The sequence below is a fragment of the Spiribacter pallidus genome (assembly GCF_040838495.1).
Lineage (GTDB): Bacteria > Pseudomonadota > Gammaproteobacteria > Nitrococcales > Nitrococcaceae > Spiribacter > Spiribacter pallidus.
In genome coordinates, this window is the sequence record NZ_JBAKFM010000002.1 from 400,713 (window position 1) to 418,940 (window position 18,228).

At 64.3% G+C, this 18,228-nt stretch carries 19 protein-coding genes and 1 other RNA gene; 12 read left to right on the top strand and 8 right to left on the bottom strand.

What is annotated here, in order from left to right; all coding sequences use genetic code 11:
* Nucleotides 1-24: 24 nt before the first annotated feature.
* The 3 genes from V6X73_RS05345 to V6X73_RS05355 form a co-directional block, all read right to left on the bottom strand.
* The gene (locus V6X73_RS05345) at nt 25-1,656 is read right to left on the bottom strand and encodes a GMC family oxidoreductase (RefSeq protein WP_367958622.1); all 1,632 of its coding nucleotides are present in this window, start codon (nt 1,654-1,656) and stop codon (nt 25-27) included.
* An 85-nt stretch (nt 1,657-1,741) separates the two neighbouring features.
* Complete coding sequence (gene bhcR, locus V6X73_RS05350; RefSeq protein ID WP_367958621.1) at nt 1,742-2,575, bottom strand: HTH-type transcriptional regulator BhcR; 834 nt, start codon at nt 2,573-2,575, stop codon at nt 1,742-1,744.
* Nucleotides 2,572-2,769: a hypothetical protein gene (locus tag V6X73_RS05355; protein WP_367958620.1), complete on the bottom strand. Its 198-nt coding sequence runs from the start codon at nt 2,767-2,769 to the stop codon at nt 2,572-2,574. Before V6X73_RS05355 ends, bhcR begins: the two co-directional genes overlap by 4 nt.
* Between V6X73_RS05355 and V6X73_RS05360 the strand changes: the two genes are divergently transcribed.
* Genes V6X73_RS05360 through V6X73_RS05375 form a run of 4 tightly spaced genes read left to right on the top strand, consistent with a single transcriptional unit; the run spans nt 2,762 to nt 7,057 of the window.
* Entirely contained in the window at nt 2,762-3,955 is a 1,194-nt protein-coding gene (locus V6X73_RS05360; protein ID WP_367958619.1) for a pyridoxal-phosphate-dependent aminotransferase family protein, read from the top strand. The two genes, V6X73_RS05355 and V6X73_RS05360, sit on opposite strands and share 8 nt — an antisense overlap.
* 2 nt (nt 3,956-3,957) lie before the next feature.
* On the top strand, nt 3,958-4,917 hold the full coding sequence (gene bhcB / locus V6X73_RS05365) for a beta-hydroxyaspartate dehydratase BhcB (RefSeq protein ID WP_367958618.1): 960 nt from the start codon (nt 3,958-3,960) through the stop codon (nt 4,915-4,917).
* Nucleotides 4,918-4,920: 3 nt separating this feature from the next.
* Complete coding sequence (bhcC, locus tag V6X73_RS05370; protein ID WP_367958617.1) at nt 4,921-6,084, top strand: 3-hydroxy-D-aspartate aldolase BhcC; 1,164 nt, start codon at nt 4,921-4,923, stop codon at nt 6,082-6,084.
* 10 nt (nt 6,085-6,094) lie between these two features.
* Nucleotides 6,095-7,057 (top strand): ornithine cyclodeaminase family protein, encoded by a 963-nt coding sequence (locus V6X73_RS05375; protein ID WP_367958616.1) that lies wholly within the window; start codon nt 6,095-6,097, stop codon nt 7,055-7,057.
* A gap of 53 nt (nt 7,058-7,110) precedes the next feature.
* On the opposite strand, the gene ssrA is transcribed toward V6X73_RS05375, so the two are convergent.
* Together ssrA and smpB are read right to left on the bottom strand one after the other, a co-directional pair.
* Nucleotides 7,111-7,467: a transfer-messenger RNA gene (gene ssrA / locus V6X73_RS05380) on the bottom strand.
* Nucleotides 7,468-7,530: 63 nt separating this feature from the next.
* A complete protein-coding gene (gene smpB, locus V6X73_RS05385; RefSeq protein WP_367958615.1) occupies nt 7,531-8,019 on the bottom strand; it encodes an SsrA-binding protein SmpB in 489 nt (162 codons plus the stop codon).
* 99 nt (nt 8,020-8,118) lie between these two features.
* On the opposite strand from smpB, the gene V6X73_RS05390 reads away from it, so the two are divergent.
* A complete protein-coding gene (locus V6X73_RS05390) occupies nt 8,119-8,553 on the top strand; it encodes a type II toxin-antitoxin system RatA family toxin (RefSeq protein ID WP_367958614.1) in 435 nt (144 codons plus the stop codon).
* Nucleotides 8,543-8,839, top strand: coding sequence for an RnfH family protein (locus tag V6X73_RS05395; protein ID WP_367958613.1), 297 nt, complete (start codon nt 8,543-8,545; stop codon nt 8,837-8,839). Before V6X73_RS05390 ends, V6X73_RS05395 begins: the two co-directional genes overlap by 11 nt.
* Before the next feature lie 3 nt (nt 8,840-8,842).
* Here V6X73_RS05395 and V6X73_RS05400 read toward each other — a convergent pair whose 3' ends face one another.
* Nucleotides 8,843-9,241, bottom strand: a complete 399-nt coding sequence (locus tag V6X73_RS05400) for an outer membrane protein assembly factor BamE (RefSeq protein ID WP_367958612.1) — start codon at nt 9,239-9,241, stop codon at nt 8,843-8,845.
* Between the two features lie 37 nt (nt 9,242-9,278).
* Here V6X73_RS05400 and fur point away from each other — a divergent pair, with 37 nt between their 5' ends.
* Nucleotides 9,279-9,767: a ferric iron uptake transcriptional regulator gene (gene fur, locus V6X73_RS05405; RefSeq protein WP_367958611.1), complete on the top strand. Its 489-nt coding sequence runs from the start codon at nt 9,279-9,281 to the stop codon at nt 9,765-9,767.
* Here fur and recN read toward each other — a convergent pair whose 3' ends face one another.
* On the bottom strand, nt 9,768-11,438 hold the full coding sequence (recN, locus tag V6X73_RS05410; protein ID WP_367958610.1) for a DNA repair protein RecN: 1,671 nt from the start codon (nt 11,436-11,438) through the stop codon (nt 9,768-9,770).
* Complete coding sequence (locus tag V6X73_RS05415) at nt 11,432-12,304, bottom strand: NAD(+) kinase (protein WP_367958609.1); 873 nt, start codon at nt 12,302-12,304, stop codon at nt 11,432-11,434. The genes recN and V6X73_RS05415 overlap by 7 nt, the downstream gene beginning before the upstream one ends.
* A 120-nt stretch (nt 12,305-12,424) precedes the next feature.
* Here V6X73_RS05415 and hrcA point away from each other — a divergent pair, with 120 nt between their 5' ends.
* From hrcA to dapB, 5 genes are all read left to right on the top strand, one after another.
* On the top strand, nt 12,425-13,480 hold the full coding sequence (gene hrcA, locus V6X73_RS05420; RefSeq protein ID WP_367958608.1) for a heat-inducible transcriptional repressor HrcA: 1,056 nt from the start codon (nt 12,425-12,427) through the stop codon (nt 13,478-13,480).
* Between the two features lie 46 nt (nt 13,481-13,526).
* Nucleotides 13,527-14,258, top strand: a complete 732-nt coding sequence (gene grpE / locus V6X73_RS05425; protein WP_367958607.1) for a nucleotide exchange factor GrpE — start codon at nt 13,527-13,529, stop codon at nt 14,256-14,258.
* A 65-nt stretch (nt 14,259-14,323) separates the two neighbouring features.
* Nucleotides 14,324-16,246, top strand: coding sequence for a molecular chaperone DnaK (gene dnaK, locus V6X73_RS05430; protein WP_367958606.1), 1,923 nt, complete (start codon nt 14,324-14,326; stop codon nt 16,244-16,246).
* Between the two features lie 9 nt (nt 16,247-16,255).
* The gene (gene dnaJ / locus V6X73_RS05435) at nt 16,256-17,398 is read left to right on the top strand and encodes a molecular chaperone DnaJ (protein ID WP_367958605.1); all 1,143 of its coding nucleotides are present in this window, start codon (nt 16,256-16,258) and stop codon (nt 17,396-17,398) included.
* The gene (gene dapB / locus V6X73_RS05440) at nt 17,398-18,207 is read left to right on the top strand and encodes a 4-hydroxy-tetrahydrodipicolinate reductase (RefSeq protein WP_367958604.1); all 810 of its coding nucleotides are present in this window, start codon (nt 17,398-17,400) and stop codon (nt 18,205-18,207) included. The genes dnaJ and dapB overlap by 1 nt, the downstream gene beginning before the upstream one ends.
* Nucleotides 18,208-18,228: the final 21 nt, after the last annotated feature.

The window sequence follows — 18,228 nt, forward strand, 5'->3', positions numbered from 1 at the left end:
AGACGTGTTGCGGCGGTTATCGAGTTAACTCGCCGCGTCGGCCAGGATCATCTCTGCGGCCTTCTCGGCAATCATCAGGGTCGGGGAGTTGGTGTTGCCGGAGGTGATGGTCGGCATGACCGAGGCATCCACCACGCGAAGGCCGGGCACGCCGTGTACCCGCAATCTGGCATCGACCACCGCACCCGTCTCGGGGGACGGGCCCATGGCGCAGGTGCCCACGGGGTGAAAGATCGTTGTGCCGACATCCCCAGCCGCGTGGGCCAGCGCCTCATCCGAGTCGATGTCCGCGCCGGGGAGGAGCTCGGCCGGCTGATGCGCAGCCAGCGCGGCGCTTCCCATGATCCGACGGGTCAGCCGGATGGCCTCCACTGCCACCGCGCGGTCCCCCTCTGTTGAGAGATAGTGTGGCTCGATGCAGGGCGTCGAGGCCGGATCGGCATCGCGAAGACTCACACGCCCTCGGCTTTCCGGGCGTAAATTGCAGACCGACGCGGTAATCGCCGGAAAGGGGTGCAGCGGATCACCGAGGCGGTCCGTGCTCAATGGCTGGACATGGTACTGAAGGTTCGCACGGGGCTGATCCGGGTTGCTTCGCGCGAAGCAGCCCAGCTGGCTGGGTGCCATGGATAAGGGGCCGGTGCGGCGCAGGGCGTACTCAAGGCCCATGAGCACCCGGCTCGACAGGCGATGGACCCTTTCGTTCAGCGTGGATGCGCCCTGGATGCGATAAACGGTGCGCAACTGCAGGTGATCCTGGAGATTCTCGCCAACGCCCGGCAGGTCTTGCTCAACGCCAATTCCCAAGGCATCTAATGCGTTGGCGGCGCCGATCCCCGAGCGTTGCAACAGAGCAGGGCTGTGGACCGCGCCGGCCGCGACGATGAGCTCGGCCCCGGCGCTGGCGCGCAGGCGCTGGCCATTCTGGCGGAAACGCACGCCGGTCATCCGTCCGTTGACCCGGTACAGCGTCTCCACTTCCGCGTGGGTGAGCACGGTGATGTTTTGGCGATGACGAATCGGGCGCAGGAAGGCCCGGGCGGCGCTGACGCGCACGCCTTTCCGCTGATTGACATGGAAATACCCGCAACCCGCGTTATCACCGGTATTAAAATCATTAACGGGCGGGATGCCCTGCTCAGCGGCCGCCTGCTGGAAGGCCTCGAGGATCGGCCACGACAGCCGTTGGCGCTCGATCCGCCACTCACCGCCCTGTCCATGCCACTCATCGGCGATAAAGCCGTGGTCCTCATGGCGACGGAAATACTCGAGCACCTCGGCCCATCCCCAGCCGGGATTGCCGGCATTCACCCAGCTCTCGTAGTCTGCCGCCTGGCCGCGCATGTAGATCATGCCGTTGATCGAGCTGCTGCCGCCCAGAACCCGGCCCCGGGGGTAGGTGAGCGCACGGCCGTTGAGGCCCGGGTCCGCTTCGGTTTTCAGACACCAATCGGTTCGCGGGTTGTTGAGCGTGTAGAGGTAGCCGACCGGGATGTGGATCCACGGGTAGCGATCCTTTCCACCGGCCTCGAGCAAAAGGACGCGACGGTGAGGGTTTGCGCTCAGTCGATTGGCCAGTAGACACCCGGCGGTGCCTGCACCGATGACGATATAGTCGTACTCGCCAACCCACTCGGCCGCTGTGTCATCTGCCATATGCTGCTTCCCCTCCAGACACGGTTTATCAAGCATAACCCGATGCAATGGTGGTGCAGCAGCGGTGAAGGACGGGTGTCGGCTTTCAGGGGCGTCTACCACCGATGGCCTCGGTCAATGCCGCTGCGGCACCACGGACCTGGTCGCTCAGCCCGGGCAATGCCGCGTCCGACAGGCGCGCCAGCGGCCCGGAAATGGAAATGCCAGCGACGGCCTCGCCATATTCGTCAAATACCGCGGCAGCCAGGCAGCGCATGCCAGCTGTGCTCTCTTCGTCATCCAATGCCCAGCCGCGTTGCTGGGTCTGCTCAAGGGCCGTGGCCAGGGCCGCGGGGTCGGTCAACGTGTGCGCCGTAAAGCGCTCCCGCGGGTTTTGCGCTGCCCAGTCCTGGTAGCGCCCGCGATGGGTTTGCGCAAGTAGCGCTTTGCCAATGCCCGAGGCATGCAGGGGCGTTCGGGTCCCGGGCCGAAAAAAGGCCCGAATAGGGTGATGCGTTTCAACCTGTGAGACAAAAATCACAACATCGCCCTCGGCGATGCCCAAGTTGCAGGTTTCACCCGTTTGCGTCATCAGGGCCCGCATAATGGGCCGAGCGGCCTCAATGACATTCGTGCGGCGGCGAAAGGCGCTGCCGATGCGGAATGCCTCTACGCCGATTGACCAGGTTTGCGTTGGTTCATCGAACTCGACCAGGCCACGGCGGGCCAGCGTGACCAGCAGACGGTAAACCGTGCTTGTGGAAAGACCAGCGTCAACGGCGAGATCACTCAGTGTCTGAGCATCGCCAGTGGCGAGGTGCTCGAGAATGATGAGGCCGCGGTCGAGTGCCTGGTTGATGCTGCCTGAGGTCTCCGGCGTGCCGGTGCGGGGGCGACCACGACGGCGGTGGGGACGGGTTACCTGCGTGGGGAAATTCATGCGACATCCTCCTCGAGCAAATTTTCCATCAGCGGTTTCTGCGTTGTTTGGAAAAACAATAATCCTTGATCAATCAGGATGATGGCATTTTTTGATGCATAACGAAAAAATTTTTTGAAAAACTTGGCAGCGGCACCTGCCTGCGTAAACTGGGGGTTAATAAAGTAAAGAGCGTCGAGTCTGCCGATGGTCAATCCACTATTCATCCCGGGGCCCACTAATATTCCCGAGCGACTGCGCCTGGCGATGGCGAGGAGTGCATGGGATCACCGTGGCCCACGTTTTGCTCAGCTCATCATTCCGCTGCGCGAACGCCTGCGTTCCGTCTTTGGCAGCCGGCAGGCCGAGATGGCGTTTTTTACCGGGAGCGGGACAGCCGGCTGGGAGGTCGCCCTAACCAATGTCCTCAGCCCCGGTGATCAGGTGCTCGCCACGCGTCACGGTATGTTTTCGCAACGCTGGATAGACCTTGCGCGCCGGTTGGGACTTGAAGTGCAGGTCATTGATGCGCCTTGGGGCGAGGGAATTCCCGCAGATCGCCTGGCCGAGGTGCTGCGCGGAGATTGCCAGCAACGCATCCGGGCGGTGCTGGCTGTCCACAACGAGACCGCCACCGGGGTGACGAGCGACATCGCCGCGGTTCGGCGGGCGCTGGATGCGGCGAGCCATGCCGGTCTTTTAATGGTCGATGGGGTCAGTTCTATTGCCTCGCTGCCATTCCGCATGGACGACTGGGGCGTGGATATCGCGGTGGCCGGCTCACAGAAAGGATTCATGCTGCCCACCGGTCTTGCGATCGTTGCGGTCAGTCCGCGAGCTCGCGCGGCAGCGGCAGACCATACTGGCCCGCGCGGCTATCTCGATCTGTCGGCCATGCTGGAGGCGCTGGAGGCAGGGAGCTATCCCTACACGCCGGCGGTTGGGCTGCTCGACGCGCTCGATGAGAGTCTTGCGATGCTGCACGAAGAAGGACTGGAGGCGGTATATGCCCGCCATGCACACATCGCTGCGGGTGTGCGCGCTGCCGTGGGTGCCTGGGGGCTCGAGCTGTGCGCCCGTCGCCCGGCACTGGCCTCGGATACCGTGACGGCCATCCGGGTGCCAGAGGGATTCAGCGCGGATGCCGTGGTGCAACGGGCCCAGACGCGCTATGGGATGTCCTTCGGCATCGGTCTGGGGCAGCTCGCCGATCGCGTCTTCCGTATCGGCCATCTGGGACAGATGAGCGAGGCCATGGCGCTGGCCGGTATCGCCACCGCAGAGATGGCGCTTCTTGACCTGGGCTTCCCGATTACCGCAGGCAGCGGTGTCGCCGCCGCCCAGCGCCAGTATCGCCAGACCGAGAGCATCATGCCACGTCGACAGGCAGGAGGTGCCTGATCATGCAATTACCGGTATTCGACGATGTCATCGCAGCGCATGAGCGCATCGCGCCCTGGATTCACCGCACTCCGGTGCTCACCAGCGAGACCTTCGATCAGCTGAGTGGCGCGCAACTGTTCTTCAAGTGTGAGAATTTCCAGAAGGCAGGGGCGTTCAAGGCGCGTGGCGCAACCAATGCGGTTTTCGGTCTGCGGCCAGACCAGCGTGCTGCGGGAGTTGCGACGCATAGCTCTGGAAATCATGCCCTAAGCCTCTCTTATGCCGCAGGACGGCGCAGCATTCCCTGCCATGTCGTGATGCCGCATACGGCACCGCAGGCCAAGAAGGATGCCGTTCGTGGCTATGGGGGAGAGATCATCGAGTGCGAACCATCCACCTCGGCGCGCGAGGCCGCTTTCACCGAACTCGAGAGGCGCACGGGTGCCGATTTTGTTCATCCTTACAACGACCCCCGTGTAATCGCGGGACAGGCCACTTGTTCACGCGAGTTCATGACGCAGACCGAGGAGCTGGATGCCGTCATCGCACCGATCGGCGGCGGCGGCATGCTCTCGGGATGCTGCCTGACTCTCAGCACCATCGCCCCGCAGGTCAAAATCTACGGTGCCGAGCCGCGCCAAGCCGATGATGCGGCTCGCAGTCTCCATGCCGGGCGTCTGATTACTGACGATGCGCCGCAGACCGTGGCTGATGGCCTCAAGGTGCCCATGAAAGAACTCACTTGGCAGTTTGTCCGCCAGTATGTGGCGGACATTCTGACCGTGGATGAGCAGGCGATCATCGATGCCATGAAGCTTGTCTGGCAGCGCATGAAAATCGTCATCGAACCGAGCTGCGCCGTTCCGGTTGCCGCTATTCTTGCTAATCCATCGTTGTTCGCCGGCCAACGCATCGGCGTGATCATCACCGGGGGTAACGTCGATCTCGACCGGCTCCCCTGGCTCAATCAGGAGGGCTGAACCATGAACGCACCCATTCGCTTCGATGCTCTAGAAGTGGGCTATGACATTCCGGCCGTGCCCGGGATGGATGCCGCTGATATCCAGACGCCGGCGTTGGTTCTGGACCTCGACGCGCTTGAGCGCAATATCCGTAAAATGGGCCAGATTGCCGCCGACAATGGCATGCGCCATCGGCTACACGGCAAGATGCACAAATCCGTCGATGTTGCTCGGCTCCAGCAGGAACTGGGTGGCGCCTGCGGTGTTTGCTGCCAGAAAGTCAGCGAGGCCGAGGTGTTTGCCCGCGGCGGCATCACCGATGTGTTGGTTACCAATCAGGTTCGGGACCTTGCCAAAATCGACCGCTTGGCGCGCTTACCACTTCTCGGTGCCCGAACGCTGTGTTGCGTAGACGATATCCAAAATGTGGCGGATCTCTCAGCGGCCGCCGAGCGCAATGGCACCCAGATTGAGTGTTTAGTAGAGATCGATTGCGGGGCAGGGCGCTGCGGTGTAACCAACAGCACTGAGGTAGTGCGTCTTGCCACGGCGATTGATGCCGAGGCGGGGTTGCAGTTTGCTGGCCTTCAGGCCTACCAGGGGGCCATGCAACATATGGAGTCCTACACCGAGCGGCGCGAGAAGCTGGATGCTGCCATTGCGATGGTGCGCGAGGCCGTGGACGCGCTGCGGGATACCGGTCTTGAGTGTGACATTGTGGCAGGTGGCGGCACAGGTTCGTACTACTTTGAGAGCGCCTCGGGGGTGTATAACGAGCTCCAGTGCGGTTCTTATGCTTTTATGGATGCCGATTACGGGCGTATTCACGATGCCCACGGGCGCCGCATCGACGAAGGGGAGTGGGAGAACGCTCTATTCATCCTCACCAACGTGATGAGCCACGCCAAACCGGACAAAGCCATATGTGATGCTGGGCTGAAGGCGCAGTCAGTGGACAGTGGCCTGCCGTTCATCTATGGCCGGGATGACGTGGAGTATGTGAAGTGCTCGGACGAGCATGGCGTCATTGCGGATCCTCAGGGGGTGCTCTCTATTAATGAGAAGTTGCGCCTCGTCCCGGGGCATTGCGATCCGACATGCAACGTTCACGACTGGTATGTCGGGATTCGCAATGACCGGGTCGAAACGCTCTGGCCAGTCTCGGCACGCGGTAAGGTATTTTGATATGGAGTGCTTGAGTGAGACGGATGTCGCCACGCTGGTCGACCTTGACCTCGCGCTCGAGGCGGTGGAGGCGGTGTTTATGGCGATGGATGCCGGTGAGGCCGATGCTTTCCCTGTCGTGCGCGAGCCAATCGGTTATCAGGAAGCGCTCTACGGGTATAAGTCCGGGTTTGATCGCAATGCCATGACGCTGGGCGTCAAAGTCGGGGGGTACTGGCCCCGTAATGGCGACCGTGGCCTTGCCAGTCATCAGTCCACGGTGCTGCTTGTCGCGCCGGAAACGGGGCAATGCAACGCGCTGGTCGCCGGGAACCACCTCACTGCATTGCGCACGGCAGCTGCCGCAGCGAGCTCCATCCGGCACCTGGCGCCAGCCGGTGCCCGGGTGCTGGGCATCCTGGGCGCCGGCCATCAGGCGAGCTGGCAGCTCGAGGCAGCGCTGGATATCGGGGCGTTTACCGAGGTGTTGGCCTGGAATCGCCGACCTGAGCGGACGCAGGCGCTTGAGGCCATCGCCGAGCGGCGCGGTTGCAGTTTCCGACCGGTCTCATTGCCTGAGCTTGGTGAGGCCAGTGATGTCATCATCACGATCACCTCGAGCTTCGCGCCACTGCTTGAAGATGTCCATGTGGTGGGCCCGACCCATATCGCTGCCATGGGCACGGATACCGAGGGCAAGCAGGAGCTTGATCCGGTTCTGGTCGCCCGTGCCCGGTGTTTCGCGGAGCTGCCGTCGCAGTCAGCCCGACTCGGTGAATGTCAGCACGCGGTGGGTGAGGGCCTGATGGCCGAGTCGGAGATCGCATCGCTGGGGGGCGTCATCGCCGAGCGCGTCCCCGGGCGTAAGGCCAGTGAGCTGACGTTGTTCGATGGCAGTGGTGTTGGACTGCAGGACCTTTCCCTTGCCCGCGCGGCGCTGGAGCGGGCCCGCGTTCGGGGAATGGGCCGGCGGCTGGATCTGACCTCTGAGTGACCACTGGAAATCATCCGAATAAAAAACCCCGCCGGGGCGGGGTTTAAGGTGCTTGGTGGAGACGGCGGGAATCGAACCCGCGTCCGAAGGACCTCCGCCCCAGGGTCTACATGCTTAGCACCGTTTTTGTGTTTAGCGGCTGCCAACCCAACGGTCAGGGTACGGCCGCCGCGATCCCGTCAGGTTTCGCCGCGCGGGTCCGGGCTCCCCGCGGGGCTAGCCTGTGTAGTATGCCTGTCCAACACCCACCACAGGCGATGAGATGCGGACAGCTCACGGGTTATTAGGCCGCGAGTGCGTAGTTGTCGTCGTTGGCAACTATCTTTTTTGCCACATGTTTTACGAGGTTGAGTGACGTCCTCGGCATGCACCTGGAGTTTCGCGACCTCCGTCGAAGCCATGTCGTCCCCAAGTCGTCAGTTAGAGAGGATACACCCGCCAGAGTTCCGCGGGTAGGGCCGGTGCACCGGCGCTCAGACGCTGTGCTTGAGCAGCCGGGCTTTCTCGCGCTGCCAGTCCCGTTCTTTTTTGTCGGCGCGCTTGTCGTGCTGCTTTTTGCCCTTGGCAAGGCCGATGCGCAGCTTGGCGTTGCCCCGCGACCAGTGCAGATCCAGCGGCACCACCGTGTAGCCGCGCTGCTCGATGGCGCCGACCAACTTGGCGAGCTCGTGCTGGTGGAGCAAAAGCTTGCGGGTGCGCGTCGGGTCGGGGTTGACGTGGGTCGAGGCCGTCGCCAGTGGCGGGATATTGCAGCCGATGAGATACGCCTCGCCATTGCGCAGAATGACATAGGCCTCGGTCAGGTTGATCCGACCGGCGCGAAGGCTTTTGACCTCCCAGCCGCGCAACACCAGCCCGGCCTCGAAGGTATCTTCAATGAAGTACTCGAAGCGGGCTTTCTTGTTGACCGCGATGGTGGCGCTATCGCCTGTGGGTTTCTTTTTGCCGGCTTTCTTGCTCACACCGACAGTCTACCATCGGTGAGCGATCAGGCCCGACTCTGATAAGCTTCGCGATCTGTCATCGACTTGTCATACAACCCAACAGGCCTGCCAACCGCAATGACCACGGTCTCTCGCTCTGCAATCGTCCGCCACAGCGCTCAGGAGATGTTCGAGCTGGTGGACGATGTCCGCCGCTATCAGGAGTTTCTGCCATGGGTCAAAGACAGCCGCGAGCTCGAGCGGCGCGACGATCTGGTGGTCGGCCAGCTGCTGTTTGCCAAGGCCGGGTTCGAGAAGTCCTTTACCACCCGCAATTACCGCCAGCCTGGCAAGATGATCGAAATCCGCCTGGTCCGCGGGCCGTTCCACCAGCTCGAGGGGTTCTGGCGGTTCGAGCCCATGGGCGAGGGCGCCTGCAAGGTCTCGCTGGATCTGGAGTTCGAGTTTGCCAATCGCCTGCTTGCCATGGCCTTTGGCAAGGTCTTCACCCAGGTCGCCGGGACGCTGGTGGATTCGTTCGTCAAGCGGGCCGATCAGTGCTATGGCCGATAGCCCGATCACCATCGAGGTGGTCTATGCGCTGCCTGACGAGCAGGCGCTGGTGACACTGACCGTGCCTTCGGGGACCACCGCCTCCCAGGCGGTGGCGCAGTCTGGCCTGGCCGAGCGGTATCCGGACATGGACCCGGCAACCCACGGCGTGGGGATCTTTGGCCGGCGGGTCGAGCCGGCAACGCCGCTGTGCGATGGTGACCGGGTCGAGATTTATCGGCCGTTGCAGGTCGACCCCAAGGCCCAGCGCCGCGAGCGGGCGCGGGAACAGCGCCGGCGCGGCTGAGCGCTACTGCGCCCGGGCCTGATCGGCCCCGTCAAAGAGCGGGTGGCCGGCGTCGATGAACGCCCCCGAGGCGCCTGCGACCTGGCCGTTTTCAAAAAACACCGTCAACCGCCGTGAGACCGCCTCGAGGTCGGTGCTGCGAGGCTCGACTTCGTAGACATAATCCCAGCGCCCCTCGGTGAAGGGGTCCTCGATGGTGGGCGGGCCCAGCAAAAAGCGCACCTGGCGCGGGGTCATCCCGGGCTCGAGCTGGTCGACGGCCGATTCGGTAAACAGCGTGCCCTGGCGGATTTCCGGCTTGTAGAGGATGGGCAGCCGCTCGACGGTCTGCGCGCAGCCGGCGAGCAGCAGCGCGACGGCAGCAACTGTGAGCAGCGGTTTGCGGGTGTATACTGGAATCATTCTAAAAAGGCCGTTGGCAACTGATGAAAGTGACGGAATGGTAACCCAGCCCCAGCGTAACGCCCATATCCCCTGGGAGATCAGCCAGGAGAGCGACGAACTGCGCCGTGCCGGACTCAAGGTCACGCTCCCCAGGCTGAAGATCCTGCGCATCCTCGCCGGCCGCGAGCGCGAGCACCTTGCCGCCGAAGAGGTCTACCAGCGGCTGCATGAAAACGGCGATGACATTGGCTTGGCCACGGTCTATCGGGTGCTCACCCAGTTTGCCGAGGTGGGCATCGTCATCCGGCATAACTTTGACAGCGACCGGGCGGTGTTCGAGCTCAACTCCGGCATCCAGCACGATCATCTGGTCTGCGTGGATTGCGGCCGGGTCGAGGAGTTCAAGGACCGGGTCATTGAGCGGCGCCAGGCGGATGTGGCGGCGGTATCGGGCTACACGCTGTTGAGTCACTCCCACATCCTCTACGGCCGGTGCCCGGACTGCGCCAAAACCCCTCGGGTCCAGGGCGGGCAGATCAGCTGATCAGCCGGCGCGCTCGAGCATCTCGCGGGCGTGGCTCAATGTATTGTCGGTAATCTCGACGCCGCCCAGCATCCGGGCAAGCTCGCGGGTCCGGGCCTCGGTATCCAGGGGCTGGACATCGGTGACGGTGCGCCCGTCGGGGTTTTGCTGTTTTTCGATCTGCAGCTGGTGATGGGCCTGGGCGGCGACCTGGGGCAGGTGGGTGATGCAAAGCACCTGGTGGTGGCCGGCGAGTTCACGCAGCTTGCGTCCCACCACCTCGGCCACGGCGCCGCCGATGCCAGTATCCGCCTCGTCAAAGATCAGTGTGGGCAGCTCGGCGGTATCGGCGGTCGCCACCTCAAGCGCCAGGCCGATCCGCGATAGCTCACCGCCCGAGGCGACCTTCGAGAGCGGCGCCGCTGGCTGATCCGGGTTGGTGCGCACATCAAACCCAACGCGATCCAGTCCGTTGGGGCCGGGCTCGCCATCGGCGTTGTACTCAAGCCGGATCAAAAGGGCCGCCCCACCCATGCCAAGTTCTGCCAAAAGGGCGTTGACGCGCTCCTCAAGCGCCGCGGCGGCGGTCTGCCGGGTCGCGCTAAGGGCCGCCGCTGCCTGGTGGTAGTCCGCCACCAGGGCCTGGCGTTGCTGTTGCAGATCCGCAAGGCGGGTATCGGCATTCTCCAGGGCTTCGAGCTCGTCACGGAGCGCGGCGGCCAGGCCGGTCAGGGCTTCCGGCTCGGTGTGATGTTTACGTGCCAGATCATTGATCCGGCTTATTTTTTGGTCGATTTCTTCAAGCCTTTGGGGGTCCATCTCGAGCCGGTCGGCAAAATGACGCAGCGACTGGCAGGCCTCTTCGATCTGCACCTGGCCGTTGGCCAGCAGGTCGCAGGCCTCAGCAAGGGCCTGATCGGCGTCGGTATGGGGCTCGAGCGAGCGCTCCGCCTGGGCGATGATCGACTGCGCGGTGGTCTCGCCCTCATAGAGCATTGCCAGGCTGGTGTGGCAGGCGTTGAGGATGTCCTCGGCGCCGGCAAGCCGGCGGTGTTCTTGCTCAAGCGCGTGGAGGGCGTCGGCCTCGAGCGCTTCGGCCTCGAGCTCTTCGAGCTGGTAGCGCAGCAGGTCCATGCGGTCCTGGTGGTCTTCGTGCCCACCACTCAGGCGCTCGATTTCGTCATCGACCGCCCGAAGCCCGGCATAGGCACTTGCCAGGCGATCGCGTTCGGCTAAGTTGCCGGCAAACCCATCCAGACTGCGGCGCTGGTTGTCGGCGCGCATCAGCGCCTGATGGGCATGTTGGCCATGAACGCCGACCAGATACTCGCCCAGGGCCTCGAGCTGCGCGCGGGTCGCGGGCCGGCCGTTGATCCATGCCTGCGAGCGGCCGTTGCGGTGGATGACCCGGCGCAGCAGGCATTCATCGTCCTCATCCAGGCCCTCTTCGCCAAGCCAGTGCCGGGCGGCCGGTGTATCGCTGACATCGAACCGGACATGGACTTCGCTTCGCTCGGCGTCGTTGGCGACCATGGCGGTATCCGCCCGATCGCCCAGGCACAGCCCCAGGGCGTCGAGCAGGATGGATTTACCGGCCCCGGTCTCGCCGGTGAGCGCGGTCAGCCCGGTTTCAAGATCGATCTCGAGCCGATCGATGATGGCAAAGTCACGGACCTGGATTTGGTTCAGCATGGCGCGGCTCCATCCCCCCAGCGAAGCTTGGCGCGCAGGATATCGAAGTAGCGGTGGCCGGGAGGGTGCACAAGTCGCAGTCGATGGGGCGAGGCGACGATCTCGGCCCGAGCCCCGTCCTCGAGGGTCAGGTCGGTCTGACCGTCGCAGCTGACATGGACCTGGTGGATGTGCTCGGGGGCGACCCGGACCTCGACCCGGCTGTCGGCGCTGATGACAAGCGGCCGGTTGCTCAGGGTGTGGGGGCAGACCGGCACCAGGGCCATGGCGTGGATGCCCGGGTGCATGATGGGGCCACCGCCGGAGAGGGCATAAGCGGTCGAGCCGGTGGGCGTCGAGATGATCAGCCCGTCCGATCGGTGGCGGTTGCAGGGCTCGCCGTCAATCCAGGTCTCGAACTCGATCATCCGCGAGGTGTTCCATTTCTGCAGCACCACGTCGTTGAGCGCCGGGGCCTCGGCGACCACCCGGTCGGCCACCCGCACGCGGGCTTCGAGCATCAAACGCTCTTCGATGGTCATCGCCCCGTCGATCACCGCTTCGATTTCGTCGAACCGCTCGGGTGAGACATCCACCAGAAACCCCAGCCGCCCGCGGTTGACCCCCAGCACCGGGACATCGTGCTCGGCAACGGTCTTCGCGGCATGCAACAGGGTGCCGTCGCCGCCGACGACGATGAGCAGATCAATGACCGGAGAGAGCGCCGCGAGGGTGTCGTCGGCCGTCGAGCCCTCAAGCGCGAGGGCGCTGTCGACATGGACGGTGCGGCCGAGGGATTCAAGCCGCTCGACAAGCCGGCCGATGGTGTCGGTGACGGCACTGTCGTTGGGTTTACCGGTAATGGCGATGCGCTGGAACGATTCCATGAAACCCTCGATTGTCGGTGGCGACAACTTAGCACGCAACCGGCAAATTGACAGCCTGATGAGCCGTTGTTAGCGTCGCTTAGCACTCTTGGGTCGGGAGTGCCAATCAACGGAGGTTGCATGGTTCAGCGACAGGTCGAGGAGCCGCTCACAGAGCGCGCGCAGCATCTGCTCAAGATGCTCGTCCATCGCTATATCCGTGACGGCCAGCCGGTGGGCTCGCGGGCGCTGACCCGGGACTCGGGGCTCGACCTGAGTGCCGCGTCCATTCGCAATGTCATGGCCGATCTCGAAGAGGCCGGCTACGTCCAATCGCCCCATACCTCCTCCGGGCGTATCCCCACCGACCGGGGCTATCGGTTTTTTGTCGACTCGCTGCTCAAGGTCCGCAGCGACGGCGGTCTGGATGCGGATAATCTGCAAATCCGCCTCGACGGTGGCCAGGATCGCGAATCGCTGGTGGATTCCGCCTCCAATCTGCTCTCCGGGCTCACGCACCTGGCCGGCGTGGTGACCCTGCCGCGGCGCGACTACGGCGCGATTCGGCATATCGAATTCCTGCCGCTGACCGAGCGGCGCATCCTCGCGATCACGGTGCTCAACGACCACGAGGTGCAGAACCGGGTCATCGAAACCGACCGCGGCTACGACCCGGCCGAACTCCAGCAGGTGGCCAACTACCTGTCCGCGGAGTTCGCCGGCAAGAGCGTCGCGGAGGTCCGGCGCGGGCTGCTCGAGGCCATGCAGGCCGATCAACAGCACATGAACAGCCTCATGACATCGGCCATTGCCGTGGCGCAGGAGCTTTTCAATGACGGCGATGGTGAGGAAGACGACTTTGTCATGGCCGGCGAGACCAATCTGATGACCTTTGCCGAGCTCTCTAGTGTCGAGAAGCTCAAAGAACTGTTCGAAGCCTTCGGTCGCAAGCGCGATATCCTGCATCTGCTCGACCGGTGCCTGGCGGCCGATGGTGTGCAGATCTTCATCGGCCAGGAGTCCGGGTATCAGGCCTTTGACGGGGTGAGTCTTGTGACCTCGACCTATCAGAACGACGACGAGGTCCTTGGCGTCCTGGGCGTGATCGGGCCAACACGCATGGCCTACGACCGGGTCATCCCGATTGTCGATGTCACCGCCCGACTGCTCGGGCATGCCTTGAAACCCGGCCATTAATCCCCAATTCCACCGACAAGGTGTCAGGACAACAACGGAGTAGACCATGAGCGAAGAGGACAAGCGCGCTCAGCCGGAATCCGATCCGGCGGCCCGCGCTGAGGGCCAGTCGAACGGCCAACCGGCCGGCGCCGGCGGCCAGCCCAACGACGAATCCCCAAGCGACGCCGCCCGGGCTGCCGGGATCGACCCTGCGGTCGATGAGGCCGGTGAGGCCCCCGAGGCCGAAGTCGTCGCCGACGTCGGCGAGATCGAGACCCTGCGCAGTGCGCTGTCCGAGGCCGAGGCGCGGGCCGAGGAGAACTGGAATCAGTTCCTGCGCGCTCGGGCCGAGATGGAAAACCAGCGCCGGCGCGCCGAAAAGGATGTCGCTTCGGCGCGGCAGCAGTCGCTCGAGAAGCTCGCCGGCGAGCTGCTCGCGGTCAAGGACAGCCTCGAGATGGGGGTGCAGGCCGCCCGCAGCGAGAGTGCCGATGTCGAGAAGCTTGCCGAGGGCTCGGAGCTGACGCTTCGGATGTTCGAGCAGGCGCTCGATAAGTTCAACATCGAGGCGGTCTCGCCGCAGGGCGAGCGCTTTGACCCGGCGGTCCACGAGGCGATGGCCGCCCAGGAGTCCAGCGAGGCCGAACCCAACACCGTTTTGAGTGTGGTGCAAAAGGGGTACCGGCTTGGCGAGCGGTTGCTGCGGCCGGCGATGGTCATCGTGGCCAAGGCCCCGGCCCAGTCCGGCGGCGATCACGCCGACGCCGACAAAGGCGAGGGCAACGAGGGGGGTTGAAAACCCCCCGGCCCGCCTAAATATCGGCCAATGAATTGATTTGAGTTTTTAAGGAGCACGAGCAAATGGGCAAGATCATCGGAATCGACCTGGGAACCACCAATTCCTGCGTCGCGATCATGGAGGGTGGATCGGCACGGGTCATCGAAAACGCCGAGGGTGACCGCACCACCCCCTCGACTGTGGCCTTCAGCGAAGACGGCGAGGTCCTCGTGGGCGCGGCGGCCAAGCGGCAGGCGGTGACCAACCCCGAAAACACCCTGCACGCCATCAAGCGCCTGGTGGGCCGCAAGTTCGAAGAGGACGTGGTCCAGCGTGACGTCAAGGAAATGCCCTACAGCATCGTCAAGGCGGATAACGGTGACGCCTGGGTAGAGGTGCGCGACAAAAAGATGGCGCCGCCGGAGATCTCCGCCCGGGTCCTGCAGAAGATGAAAAAGACCGCCGAGGACTATCTGGGCGAGGAGGTCACCGAGGCGGTGATCACCGTGCCGGCGTATTTCAACGACTCACAGCGCCAGGCGACCAAGGATGCCGGCCGCATCGCCGGGCTTGAGGTCAAGCGCATCATCAACGAGCCCACCGCCGCAGCACTCGCCTATGGCCTGGACAAGCAGGGCGGTGATCGCAAGGTGGCGGTCTATGACCTGGGCGGCGGCACGTTCGATGTCTCGATCATCGAGATCGCCGAGGTCGAGGGCGAGCATCAGTTCGAGGTGCTCTCCACCAACGGCGATACCTTCCTGGGCGGTGAGGACTTTGACCGGGCGGTCATCGACTATCTGATCGCCGAGTTCAAAAAGGATCAGGGCATCGACCTGGGCGGCGACCGGCTGGCGCTGCAGCGGCTCAAGGAAGCCGCCGAGAAGGCCAAGATCGAGCTTTCCTCGGCGCAGCAGACCGAGGTCAATCTGCCCTACATCACCGCCGATCAGAGCGGGCCCAAGCATCTCAACCTCAAGCTCACCCGGGCCAAGCTCGAGAGCCTGGTGGATGATCTGGTCAAGCGCACCATCAAGCCCTGCGAGGTGGCGTTAAAGGACGCCGGACTGAAGGCGAGCGATATCGACGAGGTCATCCTGGTGGGCGGCCAGACCCGCACGCCCAAGGTGCAGGAGGCGGTGACCGAGTACTTTGGCAAGGATCCGCGGCGCGACGTCAACCCGGACGAGGCGGTGGCCATTGGTGCGGCCATCCAGGGCGGCGTACTGGGTGGTGATGTCAAGGATGTGCTGTTGCTCGACGTCACACCGCTTTCGCTGGGCATCGAGACCCTGGGCGGGGTGATGACCAAGCTCATCGAGAAGAACACCACCATCCCGACCAAGGCCAATCAGGTGTTCTCGACCGCCGATGATAATCAGAGCGCGGTGACCGTCCACGTCCTGCAGGGCGAGCGCGAGATGGCCAGCGATAACAAGTCGCTTGGCAAGTTCGATCTCTCCGACATCCCGCCGGCGCCCCGCGGGGTCCCGCAGATCGAGGTGACCTTCGACATCGATGCCAACGGCATTCTGCATGTCACCGCCAAGGACAAGGGCACCGGCAAGGAGCAGTCCATCCAGATTCGCGCCTCGAGCGGTCTGTCCGAGGACGAGATCAATCGCATGGTGGATGATGCCGAGGCCCACGCCGAAGAGGACCGCAAGGCCCGGGAGCTCGTTGAGAGCCGTAACCAGGCCGACAACCTCATCCACGCGGCGCGCAAGAGCCTGGATGAGGTCGGTGACAAGGCCAGCGACGAGGAGAAAAAGGCCGTCGAGGATGCCATCACCGAGGTCGAAGAGGCCCTCAAGGGTGATGACAAGGACACCATCGACACCAAGACCCAGGCGCTGGCCGAGGCCTCTGGCAAACTCGCCGAGAAGCTCTACCAGGACGCCGACGGTCAGGCCGATGCGGGATCCGCGGACGGGCAGGGCGCCTCTGATCAGGAGGATGTCGTCGACGCCGAGTTCGAGGAAGTCAAGGACGACGAAAAGAAGTAACCTCTGCGGATGTCAAAACGTGATTACTACGACGTACTGGGTGTCTCGCAGAATGCCTCCGAAGGGGACCTGAAAAAGGCCTACCGCCGGCTGGCCATGAAATATCACCCGGATCGCAATCCGGGTGATACCGACGCCGAGGTTCGCTTCAAGGAAGCCAAGGAGGCCTACGAGGTCTTAAGCGACCCGCAAAAGCGGGCCGCCTATGATCAGTTCGGCCATGCCGGTGTCGAGGCCGGCGGCGGCGGTGGCGGCGGCCCCGGCGGGCCGGGCGGCTTTGGCGGTGCCGACTTCTCGGATGTCTTTGGCGATATCTTTGGCGATATCTTCGGCGGCGGCCGGGGCGGGTCCCGGGCCTTTCGTGGTGCGGATCTGCGATACCGCATGGAGGTATCGCTCGAAGAGGCCGTCCAGGGGGTGGAGCGGGAAATCCGCATCCCCACCCAGGTGCGCTGTGATGCCTGCGAGGGCAGCGGTGCGGCCCCCGGCAGTCAGCCCCAGACCTGCCCGACTTGCAAGGGGCACGGCGAAGTGCGCATGCAGCAGGGGTTTTTCTCGGTCCAGCAAAGCTGTCCGCGCTGCAGCGGCAGCGGCCAGATCATCAGCGATCCGTGCCGCAAATGCGGTGGCAAGGGCACCGTGGCCGATCAGAAAACGCTCAATGTGCGGGTCCCGCCCGGCGTCGACACCGGGGATCGCATTCGCCTCTCGGGCGAGGGTGAGCCGGGCGAGCAGGGCGGCCCACCCGGCGATCTTTATGTCGAGATGGTGGTCAAGCCCCATCCCATCTTCACCCGCGACGGGGCCGATCTGCGCTGTGACATCCCGGTGAGCATGACCACCGCCGCGCTGGGCGGCGAGCTCGAGGTCCCCACCCTCGAGGGCCGGGTCAGCCTGCGGGTGCCGGCGGGCACCCAATCCGGCAAGGTCTTTCGGGTGCGTGGCAAGGGCGTCAAGCCAGTGCGGGGAGGCACGCCGGGGGATCTGCTCTGCCGAGTCGCGGTGGAGACACCGGTCAACCTCACCGGCCGGCAGAAGAAGCTGCTCGAGGAACTGGCCGAGACCCTGGAGCATGGTGGCGAGCACCACAGCCCCCGGGGCAGCTCGTGGCTGGATTCGGTGAAATCGTTCTTCGAAGGGATGAAGTTCTAGTGGACGTTCGTGTGGGCATTCTCGGCGCCGGCGGGCGCATGGGCCGGACACTGGTGCAGCTGGTGGCCGAGTCAAAGGACCTGGCGCTGGGCGCGGCCACGGTCGAGCCGGGTAGCCCCTGGGTGGGCCGTGACGCCGGCGAGCTGGCCGGTGCCGGGCAGGCCGGGGTTGCCGTGGTGGACGACCCCATGGCGGCGGCGCAGGCGGCGGACGTGCTCGTGGATTTCACGCTGCCGGCGGCCCTGCCGGGCAATCTGGCGGCGGTCGAGGCTACCACCACGCCCATTGTCATCGGGACCACGGGGCTCGACAGCGACGATGTGGCCCGACTCGATGCCGTGGCCGCCCGGGTGCCGCTGGTCCAGGCAGCCAACTACAGCAGTGGCGTGACCCTGATGCGGCATCTCGCCCGTGTTGCCGCCGGGGCGCTGGGTGATGACTACGATATCGAGATCGTCGAGGCGCATCACCGGCACAAGCAGGATGCGCCCTCGGGGACCGCCAGGGCGTTGGGCGAGTCGGTGGCCGCCGGCCGTGGGGTGGCGCTCGAAGATCGGGCCGTCTACGCGCGCCACGGCATCACCGGGGCCCGGCCAAGGGGCGAGATCGGCTTTCAGACGCTGCGCGGCGGAGACATCGTCGGTGAACATACGGTGCTGTTCGCCGGTGAGGGGGAGCGGCTCGAGCTCACCCACCGCGCCTCGTCCCGGGCCGTCTTTGCCCGGGGGGCGCTGCGCGCCGCGCACTGGGTGAAGGATCAGCCGCCGGGGCGTTACGATATGGAGGACGTGCTCGGGCTGCGAGGCTGAGTGAAACCAACCGGCGGGAGT

Excerpts from the sequence above, each read along its gene's own strand:
- V6X73_RS05345 (WP_367958622.1), bottom strand. The coding sequence starts at position 1,656 with ATGGCAGATGACACAGCGGCCGAGTGGGTTGGCGAGTACGACTATATC.
- bhcR (WP_367958621.1), bottom strand. The coding sequence starts at position 2,575 with ATGAATTTCCCCACGCAGGTAACCCGTCCCCACCGCCGTCGTGGTCGC.
- V6X73_RS05360 (WP_367958619.1), top strand. The coding sequence starts at position 2,762 with ATGGTCAATCCACTATTCATCCCGGGGCCCACTAATATTCCCGAGCGA.
- bhcB (WP_367958618.1), top strand. The coding sequence starts at position 3,958 with ATGCAATTACCGGTATTCGACGATGTCATCGCAGCGCATGAGCGCATC.
- bhcC (WP_367958617.1), top strand. The coding sequence starts at position 4,921 with ATGAACGCACCCATTCGCTTCGATGCTCTAGAAGTGGGCTATGACATT.
- V6X73_RS05390 (WP_367958614.1), top strand. The coding sequence starts at position 8,119 with ATGACCACGGTCTCTCGCTCTGCAATCGTCCGCCACAGCGCTCAGGAG.
- V6X73_RS05395 (WP_367958613.1), top strand. The coding sequence starts at position 8,543 with ATGGCCGATAGCCCGATCACCATCGAGGTGGTCTATGCGCTGCCTGAC.
- V6X73_RS05400 (WP_367958612.1), bottom strand. The coding sequence starts at position 9,241 with ATGATTCCAGTATACACCCGCAAACCGCTGCTCACAGTTGCTGCCGTC.
- fur (WP_367958611.1), top strand. The coding sequence starts at position 9,279 with ATGGTAACCCAGCCCCAGCGTAACGCCCATATCCCCTGGGAGATCAGC.
- recN (WP_367958610.1), bottom strand. The coding sequence starts at position 11,438 with ATGCTGAACCAAATCCAGGTCCGTGACTTTGCCATCATCGATCGGCTC.
- V6X73_RS05415 (WP_367958609.1), bottom strand. The coding sequence starts at position 12,304 with ATGGAATCGTTCCAGCGCATCGCCATTACCGGTAAACCCAACGACAGT.
- hrcA (WP_367958608.1), top strand. The coding sequence starts at position 12,425 with ATGGTTCAGCGACAGGTCGAGGAGCCGCTCACAGAGCGCGCGCAGCAT.
- grpE (WP_367958607.1), top strand. The coding sequence starts at position 13,527 with ATGAGCGAAGAGGACAAGCGCGCTCAGCCGGAATCCGATCCGGCGGCC.
- dnaK (WP_367958606.1), top strand. The coding sequence starts at position 14,324 with ATGGGCAAGATCATCGGAATCGACCTGGGAACCACCAATTCCTGCGTC.
- dnaJ (WP_367958605.1), top strand. The coding sequence starts at position 16,256 with ATGTCAAAACGTGATTACTACGACGTACTGGGTGTCTCGCAGAATGCC.